Annotated in this window: 17 protein-coding genes; 14 read left to right on the top strand and 3 right to left on the bottom strand. The window is 35.9% G+C overall.

Annotated elements, in window-relative coordinates; all coding sequences use genetic code 11:
* Positions 1-15: 15 nt before the first annotated feature.
* Together ACTWP4_RS02450 and ACTWP4_RS02445 are read right to left on the bottom strand one after the other, a co-directional pair.
* On the bottom strand, positions 16-372 hold the full coding sequence (locus ACTWP4_RS02450) for a cupin domain-containing protein (RefSeq protein WP_443127164.1): 357 nt from the start codon (positions 370-372) through the stop codon (positions 16-18).
* A gap of 88 nt (positions 373-460) precedes the next feature.
* Positions 461-1,015: a helix-turn-helix domain-containing protein gene (locus tag ACTWP4_RS02445; protein WP_443127163.1), complete on the bottom strand. Its 555-nt coding sequence runs from the start codon at positions 1,013-1,015 to the stop codon at positions 461-463.
* 288 nt (positions 1,016-1,303) lie between these two features.
* On the opposite strand from ACTWP4_RS02445, the gene ACTWP4_RS02440 reads away from it, so the two are divergent.
* The 6 genes from ACTWP4_RS02440 (at position 1,304) to ACTWP4_RS02415 (ending at position 7,854) form a co-directional block, all read left to right on the top strand.
* On the top strand, positions 1,304-2,074 hold the full coding sequence (locus ACTWP4_RS02440; RefSeq protein WP_443127162.1) for a sugar phosphate isomerase/epimerase family protein: 771 nt from the start codon (positions 1,304-1,306) through the stop codon (positions 2,072-2,074).
* A gap of 62 nt (positions 2,075-2,136) precedes the next feature.
* Positions 2,137-3,177, top strand: a complete 1,041-nt coding sequence (locus ACTWP4_RS02435; protein WP_443127161.1) for a Gfo/Idh/MocA family protein — start codon at positions 2,137-2,139, stop codon at positions 3,175-3,177.
* 52 nt (positions 3,178-3,229) lie between these two features.
* Positions 3,230-4,567 (top strand): ABC transporter substrate-binding protein, encoded by a 1,338-nt coding sequence (locus ACTWP4_RS02430; RefSeq protein WP_443127160.1) that lies wholly within the window; start codon positions 3,230-3,232, stop codon positions 4,565-4,567.
* Positions 4,568-4,638: 71 nt separating this feature from the next.
* Positions 4,639-5,580, top strand: coding sequence for a carbohydrate ABC transporter permease (locus ACTWP4_RS02425; RefSeq protein ID WP_443127159.1), 942 nt, complete (start codon positions 4,639-4,641; stop codon positions 5,578-5,580).
* 3 nt (positions 5,581-5,583) lie between these two features.
* Positions 5,584-6,426, top strand: a complete 843-nt coding sequence (locus ACTWP4_RS02420) for a carbohydrate ABC transporter permease (RefSeq protein WP_443127158.1) — start codon at positions 5,584-5,586, stop codon at positions 6,424-6,426.
* A gap of 519 nt (positions 6,427-6,945) precedes the next feature.
* Positions 6,946-7,854, top strand: a complete 909-nt coding sequence (locus tag ACTWP4_RS02415) for a diguanylate cyclase domain-containing protein (protein WP_443127157.1) — start codon at positions 6,946-6,948, stop codon at positions 7,852-7,854.
* Between the two features lie 338 nt (positions 7,855-8,192).
* Here the strand turns inward: ACTWP4_RS02415 and ACTWP4_RS02410 are convergent, their stop codons facing one another.
* Positions 8,193-9,167 carry a pectate lyase family protein gene (locus ACTWP4_RS02410; protein WP_443127361.1) on the bottom strand — a complete coding sequence of 325 codons (975 nt, stop codon included), beginning with the start codon at positions 9,165-9,167 and terminating at the stop codon, positions 8,193-8,195.
* 918 nt (positions 9,168-10,085) lie between these two features.
* Here ACTWP4_RS02410 and ACTWP4_RS02405 point away from each other — a divergent pair.
* The 8 genes from ACTWP4_RS02405 (at position 10,086) to ACTWP4_RS02370 (ending at position 18,663) form a co-directional block, all read left to right on the top strand.
* Positions 10,086-10,388, top strand: a complete 303-nt coding sequence (locus ACTWP4_RS02405) for a hypothetical protein (RefSeq protein ID WP_443127156.1) — start codon at positions 10,086-10,088, stop codon at positions 10,386-10,388.
* 15 nt (positions 10,389-10,403) lie between these two features.
* Entirely contained in the window at positions 10,404-11,918 is a 1,515-nt protein-coding gene (locus tag ACTWP4_RS02400; RefSeq protein ID WP_443127155.1) for a pyridoxal phosphate-dependent decarboxylase family protein, read from the top strand.
* Positions 11,896-13,698 carry an IucA/IucC family protein gene (locus ACTWP4_RS02395; protein ID WP_443127154.1) on the top strand — a complete coding sequence of 601 codons (1,803 nt, stop codon included), beginning with the start codon at positions 11,896-11,898 and terminating at the stop codon, positions 13,696-13,698. Before ACTWP4_RS02400 ends, ACTWP4_RS02395 begins: the two co-directional genes overlap by 23 nt.
* The gene (locus ACTWP4_RS02390; RefSeq protein ID WP_443127153.1) at positions 13,688-14,290 is read left to right on the top strand and encodes a GNAT family N-acetyltransferase; all 603 of its coding nucleotides are present in this window, start codon (positions 13,688-13,690) and stop codon (positions 14,288-14,290) included. The genes ACTWP4_RS02395 and ACTWP4_RS02390 overlap by 11 nt, the downstream gene beginning before the upstream one ends.
* A complete protein-coding gene (locus tag ACTWP4_RS02385; protein WP_443127152.1) occupies positions 14,260-15,561 on the top strand; it encodes a lysine N(6)-hydroxylase/L-ornithine N(5)-oxygenase family protein in 1,302 nt (433 codons plus the stop codon). The genes ACTWP4_RS02390 and ACTWP4_RS02385 overlap by 31 nt, the downstream gene beginning before the upstream one ends.
* 335 nt (positions 15,562-15,896) lie before the next feature.
* Entirely contained in the window at positions 15,897-17,705 is a 1,809-nt protein-coding gene (locus ACTWP4_RS02380) for an IucA/IucC family protein (protein WP_443127151.1), read from the top strand.
* Positions 17,706-18,171: 466 nt separating this feature from the next.
* The gene (locus ACTWP4_RS02375) at positions 18,172-18,372 is read left to right on the top strand and encodes a sigma-70 family RNA polymerase sigma factor (protein ID WP_443127150.1); all 201 of its coding nucleotides are present in this window, start codon (positions 18,172-18,174) and stop codon (positions 18,370-18,372) included.
* 69 nt (positions 18,373-18,441) lie between these two features.
* Positions 18,442-18,663, top strand: coding sequence for a hypothetical protein (locus ACTWP4_RS02370; RefSeq protein ID WP_443127149.1), 222 nt, complete (start codon positions 18,442-18,444; stop codon positions 18,661-18,663).
* Positions 18,664-18,720 lie beyond the last annotated feature (57 nt).

The following is an 18,720-nucleotide window of genomic DNA, read 5'->3' as shown; positions in this document are numbered from 1 at the left end:
TTTCCTTGGACAAATTTATTCACCAATTGTCTGTCTATCTGGAGATGAGTACATAATAAGCATTCTACAAGGTTCCCAACTAGTTACTTTTGCATCATGTGGTACATCTCGGGGAATTCTGAGCATCATACCAGGTTTTAAATGGTGGATCTCATCACCAAGAGAATGATCACATTCCCCTGATAAAACAAAGATAATTTCTTCACAGTTTGGATGGATGTGTCTAGGATTAGATTTTCCTGCTTCAATATAAACCATACCAAATGTCATTTCACTATCAGGATCAATGTGTTGACCGCAAAGCCACTGTATTTTCCCCCAGTCCATGTCTAAAATATGCTTCTCTTGATTTAAATCACTAATTGTTGCCATAAAATCCTCCTCTTATTTATCATTTCACTTAACGTAAGTTAATTATAATTCAACTTTGTTGAATAGACAAGAGGGGATTTTTAATTAATTACTCTGAACTGAATATAGCCATGTATTTTACTTCATCAGAGACTGGTGTGAATGTATGCTCTTCTAGTGAAGTAAAGTAAATAGAGTCACCAGGACCGAGTGTGTATTCTAAATCCCCTACTTTATAATTCATGACCCCTTCCAATACGAAAACGAATTCTTCCCCTTTATGGGAAAGAGCGTGATTATATACTTCATTTTTCTTTGCTATGAAGTAGTAAGGTTGCATTATTTTATCTTGCCGAGCAGCAGCGAAAGCGTAGAAAGAGTAACCTTTATCTGTCTTTATTAAACGGTTATTGTTCTTATAAGTAGAAGCTTGAGTGTAGATTGTACCGACCTCTTTGTTTTCTTCTAATAGGTCAGATACAGTCACACCTAAAGCTTCCGATATCTTCATTAAGGTTGCAATAGGAGGGATGGTAACCCCATTTTCGATCTTTGACAATAAGCTTTTACTAAAGTCGCAGGCTGATGCTATTTCTTCTAATGTTCTATTTTGTTGTTTGCGAAGAAAACGAATTTGTTTACCTAATTTTGGGCCTAACTCCATTTGGATGTTCCTTTCTGTATGTTATTTTTTGCATCTTTCTATCTATAGATAGCGTTTGGCTTTTTAAAGTTGAACCCCATTACCTTAACGGTAAAAGCCTTGATAGATTGATTTTATTACATTATAACACTGAGGGGATGGAATAAAAAGTTTCATAAAATTAAAATTTATGGTTGTTAATTCAACTATGTTGAATTATAATTAACTTATCAAAACGAGCGAAGGGGGTATAGAAAAAATAAAATTGTATGCGCTTACGATAAGTGAAATGAAAGAGGGAGTGGTAGTATGAAATTTGCGTTTTCAAGACCTACGAGCAGTAACGAGCAACGAGATAGATTGTTTAACAACTATCAAAAATTAAGTTATGAAGGTCTCCATCTGAAACATTCACAATATGCTCCTTACATCGAAGAACCGGAACGATTTAATGAAGAATGGGCAAATCTAGATGGAATAGCTTCAGGTTTAATCTTTGGAGGAAACCTAGATAGAGATAATCAACAAGTGTTAAGAAAGTTATTTGCTTTTGCCAGCCAAGTGGGAACGGATAGCATTATATTTTGTCACGGTGTACCTAGAGAACAATCTTCTAATGAGAGGTTACATCAATTTGCCAAACAATTAACAGAGCTAGGTAAAGAAGCCTGGCAAGACTATGGTATTCAGCTTTCGCTTCATCATCATTATAACCAGCCTGTTATGTATCGCGAGGATTTTGATGTGTTTTTTGATCAAATAAAAGATAATGATGTTACTTTGACTATTGATACTGCCCATCTTTATAAATCAGGGATAAAGGATATTGCAGAAGTAATTCGAAGTTTTAAAGATCGTATCGACAATTTTCATATGAAGGATTTTGCAAATGGCGATTGGAAGGTACTTGGTCAAGGTGAAATTGATTTCGAACCAATATTTCAAGCTGTGAAAGAAATAGGTTATGATGGCTGGATGTCCGCGGATGAAGAAAGTGGTGGAGAGATAATTGGCGGGATGAAAGAATGTTTAGATTTCATGCGTAAAGGATTAAACCAATATCCATTGTTGAAAGATTAAAGCTATTATTTTACTAATAATATTTTTAATTTTCATAAATTTTAAAAAGGGTGGGGAAAAAATTGTCTAAAAAAGTTTATCGAGTAGGAGTAGTTGGAGCTGGTGGAGTTACAAAAATGCATTTTGATGGATTAACGAAGCAAACGGATCGAGTGATTGTGTCAGCAGTTTGTGATCCAAACATCGAAGCACTAGAGAACAGAGCGAACGAATATCAGATTGAGCAGAGATTTACAGATTTAAAGGATTTCATTGCAAAGAGCAATATTGATGTAGCTGTCGTATGTACTCCTTCTAGCATTAGAAAAGACATTTTATTTCCTTTAATAGAAGCAGAAATTCCAGTTTTCTGCGAAAAACCATTTTGCGAAACGTTAGATGAAGCTATAGAGATTACTGATAAGGCAAAAGAGCATGGTGTTTCTGTTAGTATTAATCAAAATTTTAGAAAGCATTTTTCCTTTGATTTTGTCAAAAATCTAATAAAAGATAATGAGATTGGTAGTGTTTCGTCTGTAAGATTCCATGATTTTTACTACCGCCAAGATCAAGGATGGAGAACGCGACGTGAAAGAAATGCGCTTTCTGTAATGGGTATCCATTGGCTAGATGGGTTTAGGTGGATTCTAGGTAGTGAAGCAAAAAGTTTAGTTGCTCAAACTTTCTCTTCTCCAGCAATAGAAAATATCGGTGACACAGATTCTTCTGTACAAATACTATTTCAAAATGGAGTCACTGTTAGTTATGCCCAAAGCTTATCATCTGCTTATAGAACAACAGAGCTTGTAGTTGTGGGTGAAACGGGAACGTTAGTATCAGACTATAAAACAGTAACCTTATACCGTCCAGATTCAAAAGAGCCTATAAAGTCGTGGGAGTTTCCAACAGGAGGTCAAGCTTTGAAACCGTATTCTGCATTTGATGGATTGAATCAATTGCTCGTCTCTATGGAAAACAACGAAACTGCGTTAAATAGTGCGGAGGATAATATAAGAACTATTTCCTTACTAGAAGCTGCTTATCGGTCTGCAAAAGAACAACGTATCATCTACTTTAATGAAGATGGTACGTTAAAAAACAGCGAATACTTAGAAGTTAAATAAGTGAAGTATTGCGAAGAAGGGCTCTACCTACTAATCATTAAGGAGTGTTTCAATGAAAAAACTATCTTTATTGCTATTGTTAATCATGGTTCTATTTTTAGCAGGGTGTTCGGACAGTGATTCAACAACTTCAAATGAGAGTGAATCAAATTCTAGTGATTCAAATGATAATGGTGGAACAGAACCAACTAAACTAACGGTTTGGTCATTTGTAGAGTCGTATTCAGATTACTATAAATACTCTGCAGAACAATGGAATAAACAATTCCCTGATCGTCAGATAGAAATAGAAGCTAATTTACTTCCTTTTAGTGATATGTGGAAGAAATTAACATTGTCTTTGCAGTCTGGATCAGGTGCCCCAGATATTGTGGATATCGAAATAAATAAGTTTGCAAACTATCTTCAGGGTGATATTCAATTAGAGCCATTAAATGACATTATCAATCCGGATGATTACATCAGTGCTAGACTAAATCTATATGAAAAAGATGGCAATTACTATGGTGCGCCAAACAACTTAGCTTCTTCTGTAATGTTTTACGATATGGATATAATGAATGATGCGGGGATTGATCCATATGATATTGTTACTTGGGATGATTATTTTGAGGCTGCGAAGGTAGTTAAAGAGCAAACAGGAAAACCAATGTTTACGGTTGGTACTTCTGATACAACGTTCTATCAAATTTTAATACTACAACGAGGATCAGATTTAATTGACGACGAAGGTAATCTCACTATAGCAAATGAAAAAAATGTTGAGCAACTGCAACTCTTGCGTGATAGTGTTTATGAGGATGAAATTGCCATCCCATCACCAGGTGGTGGTTATACCGAAGAATCTTATTTTGGATTTATGAATAATCACGGTGTGGCATCAAATTTAATGCCTATTTGGTATATGGATAGATTTGTTAACTACATGCCAGATTTAAAAGATAAAATACTAATTCGTCCAATGCCGAAATGTAATGATGAGGAGTGCTATGACTCTGTAGGTCTTGGTGGAACTGGTAGTGCTGTAATTAAACAAAGTGAACATGTTGAACTAGCTAAAGAATTCCTTCAATACACGAAAACAACGAAAGAAAGTATTTTAGGTCTTTATACGCACATGGGTAAAGTACCACCAGCACATGTGTACGATCATGAAGTGTTTAAAAAACCAACGGAAATTACTGAGTTCTTTTTAAATGATAATGTATTTAGTGTTGTTGATGAAGTAACAAAAACTGTAGTAGCACCTAATGTACCTGCAGATTATCCTAAGGCTGTTGCAGCAATTCAGGATGCCCTTTTTAATGTAATACAAAATGACAGTATGACCGCTGAAGAAGCACTGGAAAAAGCTGAAGAAGATGTTAGAAATCAATCAAGTGATGATTAATAAATATGTGGGGAGTAGGGGAATATATTTCCTACTCTCTTCACTCAAAGCTTTTAAAGGGAGGTAAATTGATGAAGTCCCACGAGACACCAGTTAAGGTACTTGAAATAAAGAAAACATCTGCTTGGTATTCTCTCAAACAACTAATATTTTCTCAGAAGTTAGCTCCATTTCTTTTTTTGACACCTTTTTTTCTAGTCTTTTTGATCTTCTTTTTATATCCAATAGTAGAATTATTCAGAATGAGTTTTCAAAGTATTTTAATCGGTCAGACTGAATGGGTTGGTTTAGCCAATTATAAAATGATGATGAATTCTCACTTTTTTACCGCTGTTAAAAATACTTTTATATACACATTTTTGATAGTGATTATATTGATTCCGATACCTATGGCACTAGCAACTTTATTAAACTCTAAGTATCTACCATTCAAGAACTTTTTTAAAAGTGCTCTTTTTATGCCATCTCTTGTATCTGTAATAGTGGGAGGTATTTTTTTCGGGTTGATGTTCGGGAGCACCGAGAATGACTTTATTAACCAACTTTTAATAAAAATTGGCTTGCCGTCTCAGGAATGGAAGTTAGGCGCAGTAACAGGAATGTTTTTAATGGTATCGTTAAATTGTTGGCGAATGCTGGGTATTAATATGATTTACTTCTTGGCGGGCTTACAAAGTATACCCAACTCTCTTTATGAAGCGGCTGATATTGATGGAGCGAATACGGTGCAAAAGTTTTTTAAGATAACGGTCCCTTTGTTAAAACCAGTGACACTGTTTGTGCTAATTATTAGTATCTTTGGTGGTCTTAGAATGTTTGAAGAGTCATATGTTTTTTGGAAAAATGGTTCTCCGAACGATATAGGTCTTACGATTGTTGGTTACGTTTATCAACAGTCCTTTGATTATAATGCTATGGGATTAGGCGCGGCAGTCAGTGTAGTATTATTATTATTAGCACTTATCATTGGGATATTCCAACTCAAGCATTTTGGTGCTTTTAAGGAGGATTAAGAAATGGGGCAAAATATCAGAGTTAAGATAAGCAAGATCCTATTAATTATTATATTTCTTATCATCGGTTTGATCATTCTTTTCCCGTTTTATGTTATGGTCGTTGCAGGATTTAAGCCTGCAACGGAATTGTTTTCTAATGGTTTAAATATAAGCTTAGCCCTGGACACATTAACACTTGATAATTATATACACCTTTTAACTGGGGAAAATGACTATTTCCGTTGGTATTTAAATAGTATCATAATTACTGTAATCACAACGGCAGTATCAGTAATATTATCATCCTTTGCTGGGTACGCTTTAGCAATTTATAAATTTAAAGGCAGAAATCTTATCTTTGGATTAGTAATATTTTTATTGTTAGTACCTACTGACATTTTGATGCTTCCATTATATAGGATTATGATTTTCCTAGGACTAGTAGATACGTTTGCGGGAGTAATTTTGCCATTCATAGTCACCCCGTTTGTTATCTTCTTTTTTAGACAATATGCATTGGGATTACCAAAGGAAGTTATTGATTCAGCCCGAATTGACGGTTGTACAGAGTTTGGTTGTTATATAAAAGTTATGGCTCCCATGATGTTACCGGCCTTTGGTGCAATGAGTATTATCCAAGCAATGAATAGTTGGAATAACTTTTTATGGCCGCTCGTTGTGTTAAGAAGTGATGAAAATTTGACTTTACCAATTGGACTTGCATCATTAATTTCTCCATACGGGAATAACTATGGCATGTTATTAACAGGGTCTACGTTAACTGTAATTCCAATCCTTATTATCTTCCTTTTCTTCCAACGTTACTTTGTAGCTGGAATAACAATGGGTGGAGTTAAGGGGTAATTTTAATTTAAATACTGGCATAAAGGGAATTGGTTGATCAAAATTCTATTTTTGTATTAGTATTATTACAAATTATATATTAGGCGGATACGAGTGTGGTCCTGGGACAGAAAATTATTTATATGTGTCTTGAGTTTTGCTTAAAACTGTAGCAAATACGTATTGTACTCCTTTCGTGGGTTATCCCGTGAACAGTTGGACATTTCTGTAAGAAAAAAACTAGACCTAAGTCGATGGAAATAAGTTAGCATACCAGATCCTACGCATATCTGGTATGCTAATTTTCGTTGAAAAACAGGTGGCTTTAACGCAATCTGTTCCGCTATTTCGCAAAATAGAAGTTGATTTCATAGGAATTAAGGAATTAACGTACTAGATTTCCACCTGATTGAGAAGAATGCTTCCTATTTGTTAATTTGTTATAATAAAGGAATAACCTTTTTGTTAATTTATCCGAAACCTTATGTAGATAACAATACTTATGGTAGAGAGCAAAATGGATGGAAGCAGGTGGTTTAATTGGAACAAAGGGTAGTTCAGGATCTACTAGAATTAGTCAATCAATCATTTGAAGATAAAAGACTTTATCTAGGTAAAACAACAGACGAAACATTTTCGATAGTGAAAATGTTAGGCGAAGATGGTAGAGAATTAGAAGAGTTTAGTAACCTTACTATGGATCTTAAAGAATCCTTTTGTCAGCTTATCTATCTCGGTGAACAAAAACCATTAATAATTAATGATATAAATAAACACCCTGTTACTAGTGAATTGGCTATTACAGCTAAAGCAAATGCAGGAGCTTATATGGGTGTGCCTGTTTTTTATAAAGATGGGAAAATGTTTGGTACGCTTTGTGTAATAGGAAAGGAAGCGGTATCTTTTTCAGAGAAGGATATAGAGACACTTGAAAAATTCTCTCGCCTATTTTCATATGTGCTAGAGCTTGAAAGATTAGCAAGTATTGATAGTTTAACAAACTTGTATAACAGACATTATTTGTATGAAAATTTTCCGATTATGAAAAATAAAAAAGCGATCATGTTACTTGATTTGGATAATTTTAAAGAAGTTAATGATACATATGGTCATGATGTGGGCGATTTGCTGTTAAAAGAAGCTGCCAGTCGAATTAATCAGCAAATCGGAGTTAATGATACATTAGCTCGAGTTGGCGGGGATGAGTTTGCGATTGTAATCATGGAGGAAAATGATAAACCGTTGGAAGCTATTGCGAAAGACATAATTCAAGTTTTATCGGTATGGAACAATTTCCCTGTTGCTGTGTCGGTTTCTGCAAGTATCGGAATATGTATGATTGATGAAAATAATGCGACAAATATTCACATAGCGTTAAAAGAGGCAGACACTGCTATGTATAATGCGAAAAGGAATGGGAAGAGTACGTTTATTTGTGGTATGGAGTAAAATCATAACTTTCTGTCCTATTGTAGTCAAAGTCAGTATACGGGCTCTTGCTTTTGATGGGGAATAATATTAAGCATATGCACTTTAAACCAGAATATCGCCATAATCGAATGAGAAAAATATTGAAGGGGCATATAAAAAGAGGTTAAAAGAGTTATAGGAATTGATTAAAGTTATCAGATTAGTTAGGAAGCATCAACCGAATTGGACATAATGAACAAAAGAAATATAGGATATGTTAAATAATATTAACTAGATATAAAGATTATCCCGATTACGATTATGCGAGAGATCCAAAAAAGGAAGGTATCACAATTTGATGACACCCTCCTGATTAATTATGGCTGAACAACTCCAACTCCAGCATATTGTGTAACGACTGCTTTTACATCTTCAACAGGTGTGAGCGTATAATTATATGGAACTGTATAATTAGTTGTAGATGTCGTTGGTTGACTGCCAGTGCTGTTTATATATAAGTTGTTTGAAACGTTCCAATAGCCTGGTGAACTGCTATACCAAGTGCCAAGGGGATCTTTTGAATTTTCAAATACATTATTCTCTACAAGTAGTTCAGCCCCCATTCTGGAGTTAATCCCTGTATCAATTATTCCTTCAAAATAATTATTATACAAGTGACCTTTGCCATAACGGAAACTAGGAACACGTGAATTTAAACCTTGAAAATGGTTATGATGGAACGTGATGTTTCGATCATCGCTGTCACTATCTGATGACCCCATTAACATAGCTTTCCAGCCATCATGGACATAGTTCCATGAGAATGTGATATGATATGCATTACGTTTCACATCAAATAAACCATCATAATAATCTTTGTCAACATTCAAATCTGAATAAAGTTCATTATGATCCACCCAAATGTTGTTAGATGGTCCTTCGATGCTAATGGCATCCTTGTCACCAGTGCGCACTTCATGAATCGTGAGATTACGGATTATAACGTTATCTGCTCGCCACACTTTAATGCCTATTCCGTCAAGTTCCCCATTTGTACCGACACCTAATATCGAAACATCTGATATATCTTTAATATTAATTTTGCTGTCAGACGTATTATTAGGTGTAATCGTACCGTCAACATAAACAGTTAAAGGTGTATCATCGTCTTTATTCTTTAATACCTGAATAAGCTGGTCTCCTGTTTGAACAGTTACGGTATCTCCTCCAGCCCCACCAGTTGTACCACCATTTAGAGTGGCAAAGCCTGTCATAGTGAAATCAGGAGTACTTGCAGATACAGATTGAAACGACAGGCATAAAAGTAAAGTAACGAAAAGACTGAAAGACATCCATTTAAGCGAATTCTTTTTCACTTTTTCCCACGTCCTTTTTAGAATATTTTGTTGAAGTTTAGGACTGCCATCGATGCGATAAAACATCAACCCTCCCTTCATATTTTATACTTTTATCATATCACGCAAGCGGTTTCTTTAAATAATCATTTTTACATATATATTACTTTAATTGAAATAATTACCACAACAAGGGACCTGGAAGGAATTGTATCCTGTAATTAATGATAAATACTATATTTTCCAATGTTGCAATGTGAGATAATGATTGTTTTTCAGGGATTGCTAAATAAACTATTTAAAGTTATTTATTTTAATATGTGCATAGTAAACAAATTAATAGACTGTGAGATTTAAAATATTTATTAGTTAAATCCGTTTAAAAAATATTGTTTATTTTAGAAACAGTCAATACTGCGACAAAAAACATAAATCCTAACTGAAAAAGTTATAACATACCAATTCTGCTACCAAGTATCTTATACGCATTGATCTTATTCTTATAAAAACCACTTTTGATAAAATTCCGTCCTAAGTTGACCACTTAACTGAGCATAGCTTCGGGTTTTTTCCCTTTTCTTTTGTTTCATTAAACTCTTGATTACTTCAATAGGTACCCCATTATGTAAGAAGTGTGTTGTATAACTGTTTCTAAAAATTTAATCCAAGTTCCTTTCAGTCGATTTTTTTTTTTACAAAAAAATTAATAGTTCCATTTTTTGCTCAAATTCCTTTCAAAAGTTCTTATCCAAACAAATGTATTTCTCACACTGCTTCTAAGAACTAAATACGATTTCTATTGTAGGTACTAAGATTTAATTTACACAAAAATAATTGACATTGATAATCATTATCATTTATATTGATGGTGAGAATCGTTATCAACAATATTAATATTTGAAGGAGTGATTAATTATGGTATCAGCTGTTACATATTTTAATGATGTGGCATTAGTAGCATCACAGGAAAAAAGGGAATCCAATAAGAATCCGAAAGAGCAATCAAATCAATTTGGAAGCTATCCAGCATACCCTGAACTTGCGAGTGAAATTCAACAGGAATGTTTTAAACGCGGATTAATTTTAGAGGTGGGCGGTCGATATAGTACGATAATTCACTTATTACCATTTTTTATCATTACAAAAGAACAAACCGATGATGTATTACAGCGTTTTTATGACTTAATAAATACAGCTGAAGTCTACTTCGGGTTGTGATATAAGGTGATAGGGATGAATACGAATTTTGAACAATGGTTTCAGCACCCAAGTGAGCAAAGTGAGAAAATCTTCCAAGAACTAATTGAAAGCACAGCCAGTATTATCGTAAACAAAGTCATGAAGGTCAACAAACCGTTTACTGGTGCTTCACGTGAAGACATTCAAGCAATGGCAAGGGAAATAACTCGAATGCCCGTATGTGGACAGCATATAGAATCTGTCATGGATGACATTCAAGAAATCGTAAAACATTCATTAAGTATTTCTCACCCTTCAGCAATGGCGCATCTTCATTGCCCACCATTGCTGCCATCGATTGCCGCTGAAATGATCATTGGTGCACTTAATCAATCAATGGATTCATGGGATCAAAGCCCGATGGCTACGTATGTTGAGGAAGAGGTTCTGAAATATTTTATTAAATTAATTGGCTATCAAGCGAATGCGGATGGTGTATTTACAAGCGGTGGGACACAGTCCAATTACATGGGGCTGTTGCTTGCTCGAAATCAAGCCTGCCAAACCTATTTTTCTACTAATGTTCAGAGAGATGGACTTCCGATAGAGGCTAGCAAATTAAGGATTCTTTGCTCAGAGCATGCGCATTTTACTATCCAGCAATCAGCTGCTCAGCTCGGTCTTGGTATAAATTCGGTCGTGAAAGTGAAAACAAATGATCAGCAACAGATTTGCTTAGATGATGCGAGGAAAAAACTAAATCATTTGCATCAGCAAGAGTTGATTCCGTTTGCAATTGTTGCGACAGCTGGAACAACGGATTTTGGGAGTATCGATAATCTAAATGACATCACTGAACTAGCGGATGTGTATCGATTATGGATGCATGTCGACGCGGCATATGGTGGGGCATTATTATTCTCTCATCAATACCGCCATCTCCTTGGTCAATTGTCGGGAGCCGATTCAATTACTATTGATTTCCATAAGCTCTACTATCAAACAATCAGTTGCGGGGCATTCTTTGTCAAAGATAGACAGTCTTTTCAACACATTATGTATCATGCTGATTATCTTAATCCTGAAGAGGATCATGAAGAAGGTATTATCAATCTTGTGGATAAAAGTATTCAAACAACGAAACGATTTGACGCCTTAAAAATTCTCATGACCTTTAAATTAATAGGTACGGATACCTTTGGAGAAATGGTAGATTACACCATTCAATTAGCGAATAAAACAGCCCAGCATTTACGTCTGAATGATTTTGACGTTATTCATGAACCAATGTTAAATGCTGTGTTATTCCGTTTTCTTCCTGATATTGGGGACGATCCGCAGTTTGTAGATGAACTAAATATCGAATTACAGCGCTATTTCTATCAAAGTGGGGAGCTCATCATGGCAAAAACGAAGCAAAACGGAAGAGTGTACTTAAAATTTACGATGCTTCATCCGTTAAATACCTTTGAAAAGATGAAACAGCATATTGAAAACATTAAACAAATTGGAAAGAAAATAAAGAGGGAGGAAGGCGAGAAAATCTATGAATATTCCGTTCATTACTAATCATTTAACAATGCAAAACCTATTAAATTGCTATATTAGGGAAACCGGTAATGGGGAATGGAAGGATGTTATTCAGGAAGAGCTTCCATTTAAAGAGAATCAAGAGTCTGTACTGGTGATACCTTTTACTAGTCAGTCCGTTACGTTATATGTACCGGTTCGATATAAATCTGAAACAGGGCGTCATTTATTTTCACTAAATATGTATTATCAAGTACAGAACGATGAAGTAAAGCAGCTCGATTATTTAACGTTACTTTCTTATATGCAAAAAGATTTAGCTGAAGCATCTACAAGGCTAGTTCAAACAGAGGAGCTGATGCTTAGAACCATTTTAAGCTATCAAACAATGAAAGGAATTCTTTTGCATCGCAAGGGGGATTTAGCAGAATGTTATCAGGTGGAAAAAACGTTTCTTCAATCAGAACAGTCCCTATTAATCGGTCATCAAGTTCATCCAACGCCAAAGAGCCGACAAGGAATCGATGAAGAGGAAGACCATATCTTTGCACCTGAACGAAAGGGATCTTTTCAGCTTCATTATTTCCAAGTGAAAAATGAACTGGTTGAGGAAGACTCTATTTTACCTCAAACAGCGACAACACTGATCAAAGAAGAATTAAAAAACGATCCATCTGTTAGAGAAACATTTAAAGAACTGTATTGCAAAGAAGATGATTATTCATTAATCCCAGTTCATCCCTTACAAGCAAGAAAACTGCTAGGAAAAAAAGAGGTTCACAAACAAATTCTATTAGGTAACCTTTCCTATTTAGGTTCACTAGGACGCGAGTTTCATCCAACATCTTCTGTACGCACGGTCTACCATCAGGAAGCAAAGTATATGTATAAGTTTTCAATTCCAGTAAAAATCACTAACTCGTTACGAATCAATAAGCGAAAAGAGCTTGATCGTGGAGTAGAAGTGAGCCGCTTGCTACAAGAAGTATTAACAAGCAAGCTAAACGAACTGCATCCGTCATTCCAAATTATTGAAGACCCAGCCTATATAACGGTGAAGCTTGAGAACGAGGAAGAAACAGGCTTTGAAGTCGTCATTCGGGAGAATCCTTTTGAATTAGACCATGCACAAAGAACTACATTAATCGCAGGCCTTTGTCAGGATCATATCGAAGGTGAAAATTCCCATCTTGCTAATATCATTCATCACCTTGCTGAACAAAAGCAACTATCTACTGAACAAGCAAGTGAAGAATGGTTTCGACTCTATTTAAACATTAGCCTGCGTCCGCTTTATTGGATGTACGCTACCTACGGGATTGCTCTCGAAGCACATCAACAGAATTCACTGATTAAATTAGATGAAGCTGGTTACCCTGTTAATTTTTATTATCGAGATAACCAAGGCTATTATTTTATGGAATCACGTGCACATCAATTAAAACAAGTAATCTCTACCTTAAATGAAAAGAGCGATACTATTTGTGCTGATTCGATTGCGGAGGAGCGTTTCCGTTATTACTTCTTTTTCAATCACTTATTTGGTTTGATCAATGCCTTTGGCGTTAGTCATCTCATAGATGAAAAGCGATTATTAAAATTGCTAAAAGAGGAATTACATGCCTTATTCAAGCAATATGGTGACTCTACGAATTTAATAAATTCTTTATTATATGAAGAAACGCTGCCATGTAAGGCCAATCTATTAACGAGAGTGCATGATATGGATGAGCTAGTCGGATCTCTAGAGACACAATCGGTCTATGTACCGGTAGAAAATCCACTGTTCAAAACGGCAGGTGAGCGTAATGAATTCTAATTTAGGAATAAAGACAACTTATCCATTTGAGCATTACGATCCGTCACGAAAACTCATTCTTACCTTTCGTGAAGTCACGATGAAGGATGTTAACTTGCTTCATTCCTGGATGCATGAAAAACATGTGATTCCATATTGGAGGCTGAATCTGCCATTCAAAGATTATCAAGCGCATGTCAAGGAATTTTTGGCAGATGATCATCAAACATTATTGATTGGTGAAATCAACGGTTCCGCGATGAGTTATTGGGAGTCATATTGGGTCAAAGACGATGTAATTGGTAACTACTATGAGTTTAATCGATTCGACCAGGGAATTCATTTGTTAATTGGATCTGAAAGTTATTTAGGTAAGGGATATATTTATCCATTGCTGCTGACGATTTTATATCATAAATTCCAAGTGTCTGAAACCACAAAAGTGATCGCAGAACCAGATATCCGAAATGCAAAAATGATTCATGTATTTAAAAAATGTGGCTTCACCCCAATCAAAGAAATCGAGCTTCCTGATAAAAAGGGGTTATTGATGTTCTGTGAACGAGACGTATTTGAAAGGAGATGGACGGATTGGAAACAGAACAAATTTTAGACGTCATTGGAATCGGAATAGGTCCGTTTAATTTAGGCTTAGCGGCATTATTAGAAAAAACGGAATGCAGTTCACTGTTTTTCGATAAAAAAACAAAGTTTGAATGGCATCCTGGCATGTTATTAGAAGGAACAACTCTCCAAGTCCCTTTTATGGCAGACGCTGTCACGATGGTTGATCCAACAAGTCATTTTAGCTTTTTAAATTATTTACATGAACAAAAGCGTTTATATCAGTTTTACTTTTTTGAGAAGTTTCATATCCCGCGAAATGAGTATAACCACTATTGTCAATGGGTCGAGGAACAGCTTTCACAGTTGCAATTTGGGTCCGAGGTCGAGAATATTGAACTTACGGAGGAAGGCTATTACCGTTTGACCGTTTATTCTACCAGTAAGAAAGAAAGAGAGACCTATGTGACAAAGAATGTTGTCATGGGAATCGGCACGAGGCCATATATTCCGGAACAGTTTCAAATGGCGGATCGCAATCGGATCTTTCATTCAGCTGACTACATGAAGAAACGGGATAAGGTTCTCCACGCGAATTCTGTCACAGTTATTGGCTCAGGACAAAGCGCAGCTGAAATTTTCTATGATCTATTAAATAGGCAACCAGAACATACATACCAATTATCCTGGTATACAAGATCAAAGGGATTTTATCCGATGGAGTATTCAAAGTTAGGATTAGAGCATTTTTCACCAGATTATACAAAATACTTCTATCAGCTATCGCAAGAAAAGAAGTCCGGGGTTTTAGCTAATCAAGCCCTCTTATACAAAGGAATTAGTTTTTCAACGATTGCAGATATTTATGACTTACTATATGAGCGATCAGTCGGAAATAAGAAGACAAACATTCACCTTCAAGCGTTAACAGAGTTAGTTTCTGTTGAGGAAAGGAATAGACACTTACAGTTATCTCTCTATCAGCACGAACAAGAAGTTAGTAAACAAGTAAACTCCGATGTTGTCATCCTTGCAACAGGATACCATCCATATATTCCGGATTTCTTAAAAGGGATTGAGCATTTACTTGCTTGGGATGAAAATGGACAGTTACAGATCACAGAAGACTATAAAGTGAAGACAAAGGATGAAGGAGATTATCACTTATTTGTTCAAAATGGTGAGCTACATACCCATGGAGTGGGCGCTCCTGATCTAGGACTTGGTGCGTTTAGAAGTGCGACGATTATTAATCAAATCGCCGGTAAACAGATTTATCAAACGTATAAACAAAATGTTTTTCAACAATTTGGAATGTAGGAAAAGAACGTGACAAACGTCCCGAAAAGGCTTCATCTATCTTTGCTTATATAGTGTTGGATTTTTCATCAGTTTGATAGGAATGGATCTTCTATTCTTTCAATTAGGAATTAGAAAGAGATCACCCCTCTCTTATAGCCTAGTTATTTCTATTCGTAAACTTTGCTCTATGATTTGTACCGATGTCAGCATTAATTATGGTCGAGATGAAGGGGTTTAAAGGTCCGTTTCTTTTGAGCGGATTTCTATTAATCGGCTCTGCATATGCTTATTCCTATTATTAAATATACCTATTAAGTCATCAATTTTTATTTTCAAAAAGGGAGTTGGACCACGTGAAAATATGTGATACACCATTAACAATGTTAACTGAAGAAAATTGGAATGATGTAGATAAGCAGTTATTAGCAAAGATGCTTCAGGAATTTATTTATGAAGAAATTTTGGTGCCAGATTTACTAACTGAGGAAAACGGTATTCGTACGTATGTATGGAAGGATAAGAACGGTACAGCTTATCGATTCAAAGCAAAAGCACGTTTGTTTGATAGTGTCTCTGTGATCCCTGATAGTATAGAGGTGGTAACAAATAATAATAAGAATATCCCCTTTGCTCTGTCTCTTATAGTAAGTATTCAAGCGGAAGGGAAGATGTCAGGATCGACAACTGGCCATTTAGTTCGAGAATATTTACACACATTACTAGCAGATACTCATATTCAGGAAAAATCAAAGACTGCAGAAAAACTTGTTGGATTGGATTATGCTGAACTAGAAGGAGAAATGACGGGGCATCCATGGATTACATATAATAAAGGCCGGATTGGGTTTGGCTACGACGATTATGTTCAATTTGCGCCAGAACAAAAGAAGCAAGTGAACCTATCATGGATCGCTGTTCATAAAAGAATCGGGACTTTTCATTCGATAGAAGGACTAGCCTATGAGCAGGTGATTAATCAAGAGCTAGGTGAGGAGGAACGCCAACGTTTCACTAATCGAATACAGGCGATGAATGTCCAGCCAGAGAATTATTATTTTATGCCTATCCACCTATGGCAATGGAATCAATCGATTGTTCCAATGTTTGCTGCGGAAATTGCCAAGCAGGAGCTTATTCCATTAGGAGAAAGTGGGGACCAATATCTTCCACAGCAGTCAATCCGAACATTTGTCAATATGACAAACAAGGAGAAGTATCATGTGAAATTGCCAATGAGTATATTAAACACATTAGTTTACCGGGGGTTACCTGGTGAAAGAACTGTGATTGCTCCAGAGGTTACGACATTCATGAAAAACATCCTCGACAATGACCCATTCTTAAAGGAGGAGTGCCAACTCGGATTATTAGGAGAAGTAGCAACGATGAATGTCAATCACCCGGCTTTTCATGCTGTAGAAGGAGCTCCTTATCAGTACCTTGAACTGCTTGGTGTTGTTTGGAGGGAGAGTATTTATAACGAAGTAAAGAATGCAGAACATGCGATCACGCTTGCTTCGTTACTACATGTGGATCATGAAGGGACGCCATTTGTTTCCAAGCTGATTGAAAAATCTGGATTGACGGTCAAGGAGTGGGTAAACAAGCTTGTAAAAGCAATTTTGCCACCGCTACTTCACTGCTTATATCAATATGGTACTGTGTTTTCGCCACATGGACAGAACACGGTGCTTGTTTTAAAGGATTATGTGCCCAAGCGAACGATCATGAAGGATTTTGTTGACGATGTTAATATAAGTGATCAACCATTCCCTGAACTAGCATCTCTTTCAGATAGATTGAAGCAGGTGCTGAGAAGTGAAACGCCAGAAGGGTTGACGCAATTTATTTTAACAGGTCTATTCATTTGCCATTTCCGTTATTTGAGTAACATCCTAGAAGAGAATGAAGCCTTTTCTGAACATACATTTTGGGGAATCGTTAGAGAGGAAATCCTTTCTTATCAACAAAGATTCCCTCATTTAAAGGAGCGCTATCACTTATTTGATTTGTTACGTCCAACCTTCACAAAATTAACGCTAAATCGTAACCGTATGTTTGATTATGGCTATAAAGATGATGAAGATCGCCCGCATGCAAGTGAGTTTGGGGTAGTGACAAATGCACTGGATGTGGTAGCTACAGAAAAAACGATAGATTAGCTCGAGTTAGCGGGGATGAGTTTGCTATTGTGATCAAGGAAGAAAATAAACCGTTGAAAGCTATCGCATTAGCATTAAAAGAGGCGGACACTGCTATGTATAACGCGAAAAGGAACGGAAAGAGTACTTTTATTTGTGGTATTGAATAAATACATTATACTACCCGAATTTCATCGAGATTACGATGTGTTTGGGTAGTTTCTTTTTTAGGGGGATTATATCGACAGTTTTCTCGGAAATCATCAGTAATAAATTAGTATTTTTGGACAATTTGTAAAAAGTATCGTATTTATTCAAAATAGAACAATTTTACTTTTTTTATAGAAGAAAACGATGAAATCACGTGAGGTTTTCTAATTTTTTACGGCCATGAAATAAGTTCGGCTATGTGATATTTTGTTGTGTTTCCTATACGCTGTAGTCACCGGTAATACTTGATAAGTGCTTATCACATAGGAGTAAACCAATGAATTTTGAAGAAGTATTAACAAGCTATGAGCGTATGATTCACCACTTAATTCACAAGTATCAGATTCGGGATGTGGAAGGAGAATTCTTTCAAGAAGGATTAATTGCGGTATGGGAAGCGTTTAAAAGCTATGATAAAACCAAATCAAAGTTTTCTACCTATGTATACAGTTGTATCGCTCGTCGTTTTATTAACTAGATCCGGAAAGAGAATCGGGAACGTGAAAAGCATCAGAAATGGCTGGATCAAGTGACCATTGAGGATTTGATGATAGAAGACGAACTGGATTTAGATACACGTATGTTGATGGATATTCAGGAAGAACTGTCAGACAAGCAATGGTGTTGGTTTGTAGAGTTTATATTGCGGGATCAATCAGTCCGAACGATTGCCGAGAAGCAAGGTGTCACAGAAAACGCAGTAAAAAATTGGGGGAAACTAGCAAGGAAGAAAATCCGCCATACGTTAGAACAGAAAGAGTATCTCTAGTTGTTTAAATCATATCGATAAAGTAATGTGGATATAGTAGAAATCATTCGAGCTTCC

Origin of the sequence: Gracilibacillus sp. D59 (assembly GCF_052246695.1) — a bacterium.
GTDB lineage: Bacteria > Bacillota > Bacilli > Bacillales > Amphibacillaceae > Gracilibacillus.
Note: the sequence above shows the minus strand (reverse complement) of the source record. Positions and strands in the feature narration are given on the sequence as shown.

Coding starts and splice junctions, on each gene's coding strand:
- ACTWP4_RS02375 (WP_443127150.1), top strand. CDS start 18,172: ATGAATTTTGAAGAAGTATTAACAAGCTATGAGCGTATGATTCACCAC.
- ACTWP4_RS02450 (WP_443127164.1), bottom strand. CDS start 372: ATGGCAACAATTAGTGATTTAAATCAAGAGAAGCATATTTTAGACATG.
- ACTWP4_RS02440 (WP_443127162.1), top strand. CDS start 1,304: ATGAAATTTGCGTTTTCAAGACCTACGAGCAGTAACGAGCAACGAGAT.
- ACTWP4_RS02420 (WP_443127158.1), top strand. CDS start 5,584: ATGGGGCAAAATATCAGAGTTAAGATAAGCAAGATCCTATTAATTATT.
- ACTWP4_RS02410 (WP_443127361.1), bottom strand. CDS start 9,167: ATGTCTTTCAGTCTTTTCGTTACTTTACTTTTATGCCTGTCGTTTCAA.
- ACTWP4_RS02405 (WP_443127156.1), top strand. CDS start 10,086: ATGGTATCAGCTGTTACATATTTTAATGATGTGGCATTAGTAGCATCA.
- ACTWP4_RS02425 (WP_443127159.1), top strand. CDS start 4,639: ATGAAGTCCCACGAGACACCAGTTAAGGTACTTGAAATAAAGAAAACA.
- ACTWP4_RS02400 (WP_443127155.1), top strand. CDS start 10,404: ATGAATACGAATTTTGAACAATGGTTTCAGCACCCAAGTGAGCAAAGT.
- ACTWP4_RS02390 (WP_443127153.1), top strand. CDS start 13,688: ATGAATTCTAATTTAGGAATAAAGACAACTTATCCATTTGAGCATTAC.
- ACTWP4_RS02430 (WP_443127160.1), top strand. CDS start 3,230: ATGAAAAAACTATCTTTATTGCTATTGTTAATCATGGTTCTATTTTTA.
- ACTWP4_RS02370 (WP_443127149.1), top strand. CDS start 18,442: ATGATAGAAGACGAACTGGATTTAGATACACGTATGTTGATGGATATT.
- ACTWP4_RS02445 (WP_443127163.1), bottom strand. CDS start 1,015: ATGGAGTTAGGCCCAAAATTAGGTAAACAAATTCGTTTTCTTCGCAAA.
- ACTWP4_RS02395 (WP_443127154.1), top strand. CDS start 11,896: ATGAATATTCCGTTCATTACTAATCATTTAACAATGCAAAACCTATTA.
- ACTWP4_RS02385 (WP_443127152.1), top strand. CDS start 14,260: ATGGACGGATTGGAAACAGAACAAATTTTAGACGTCATTGGAATCGGA.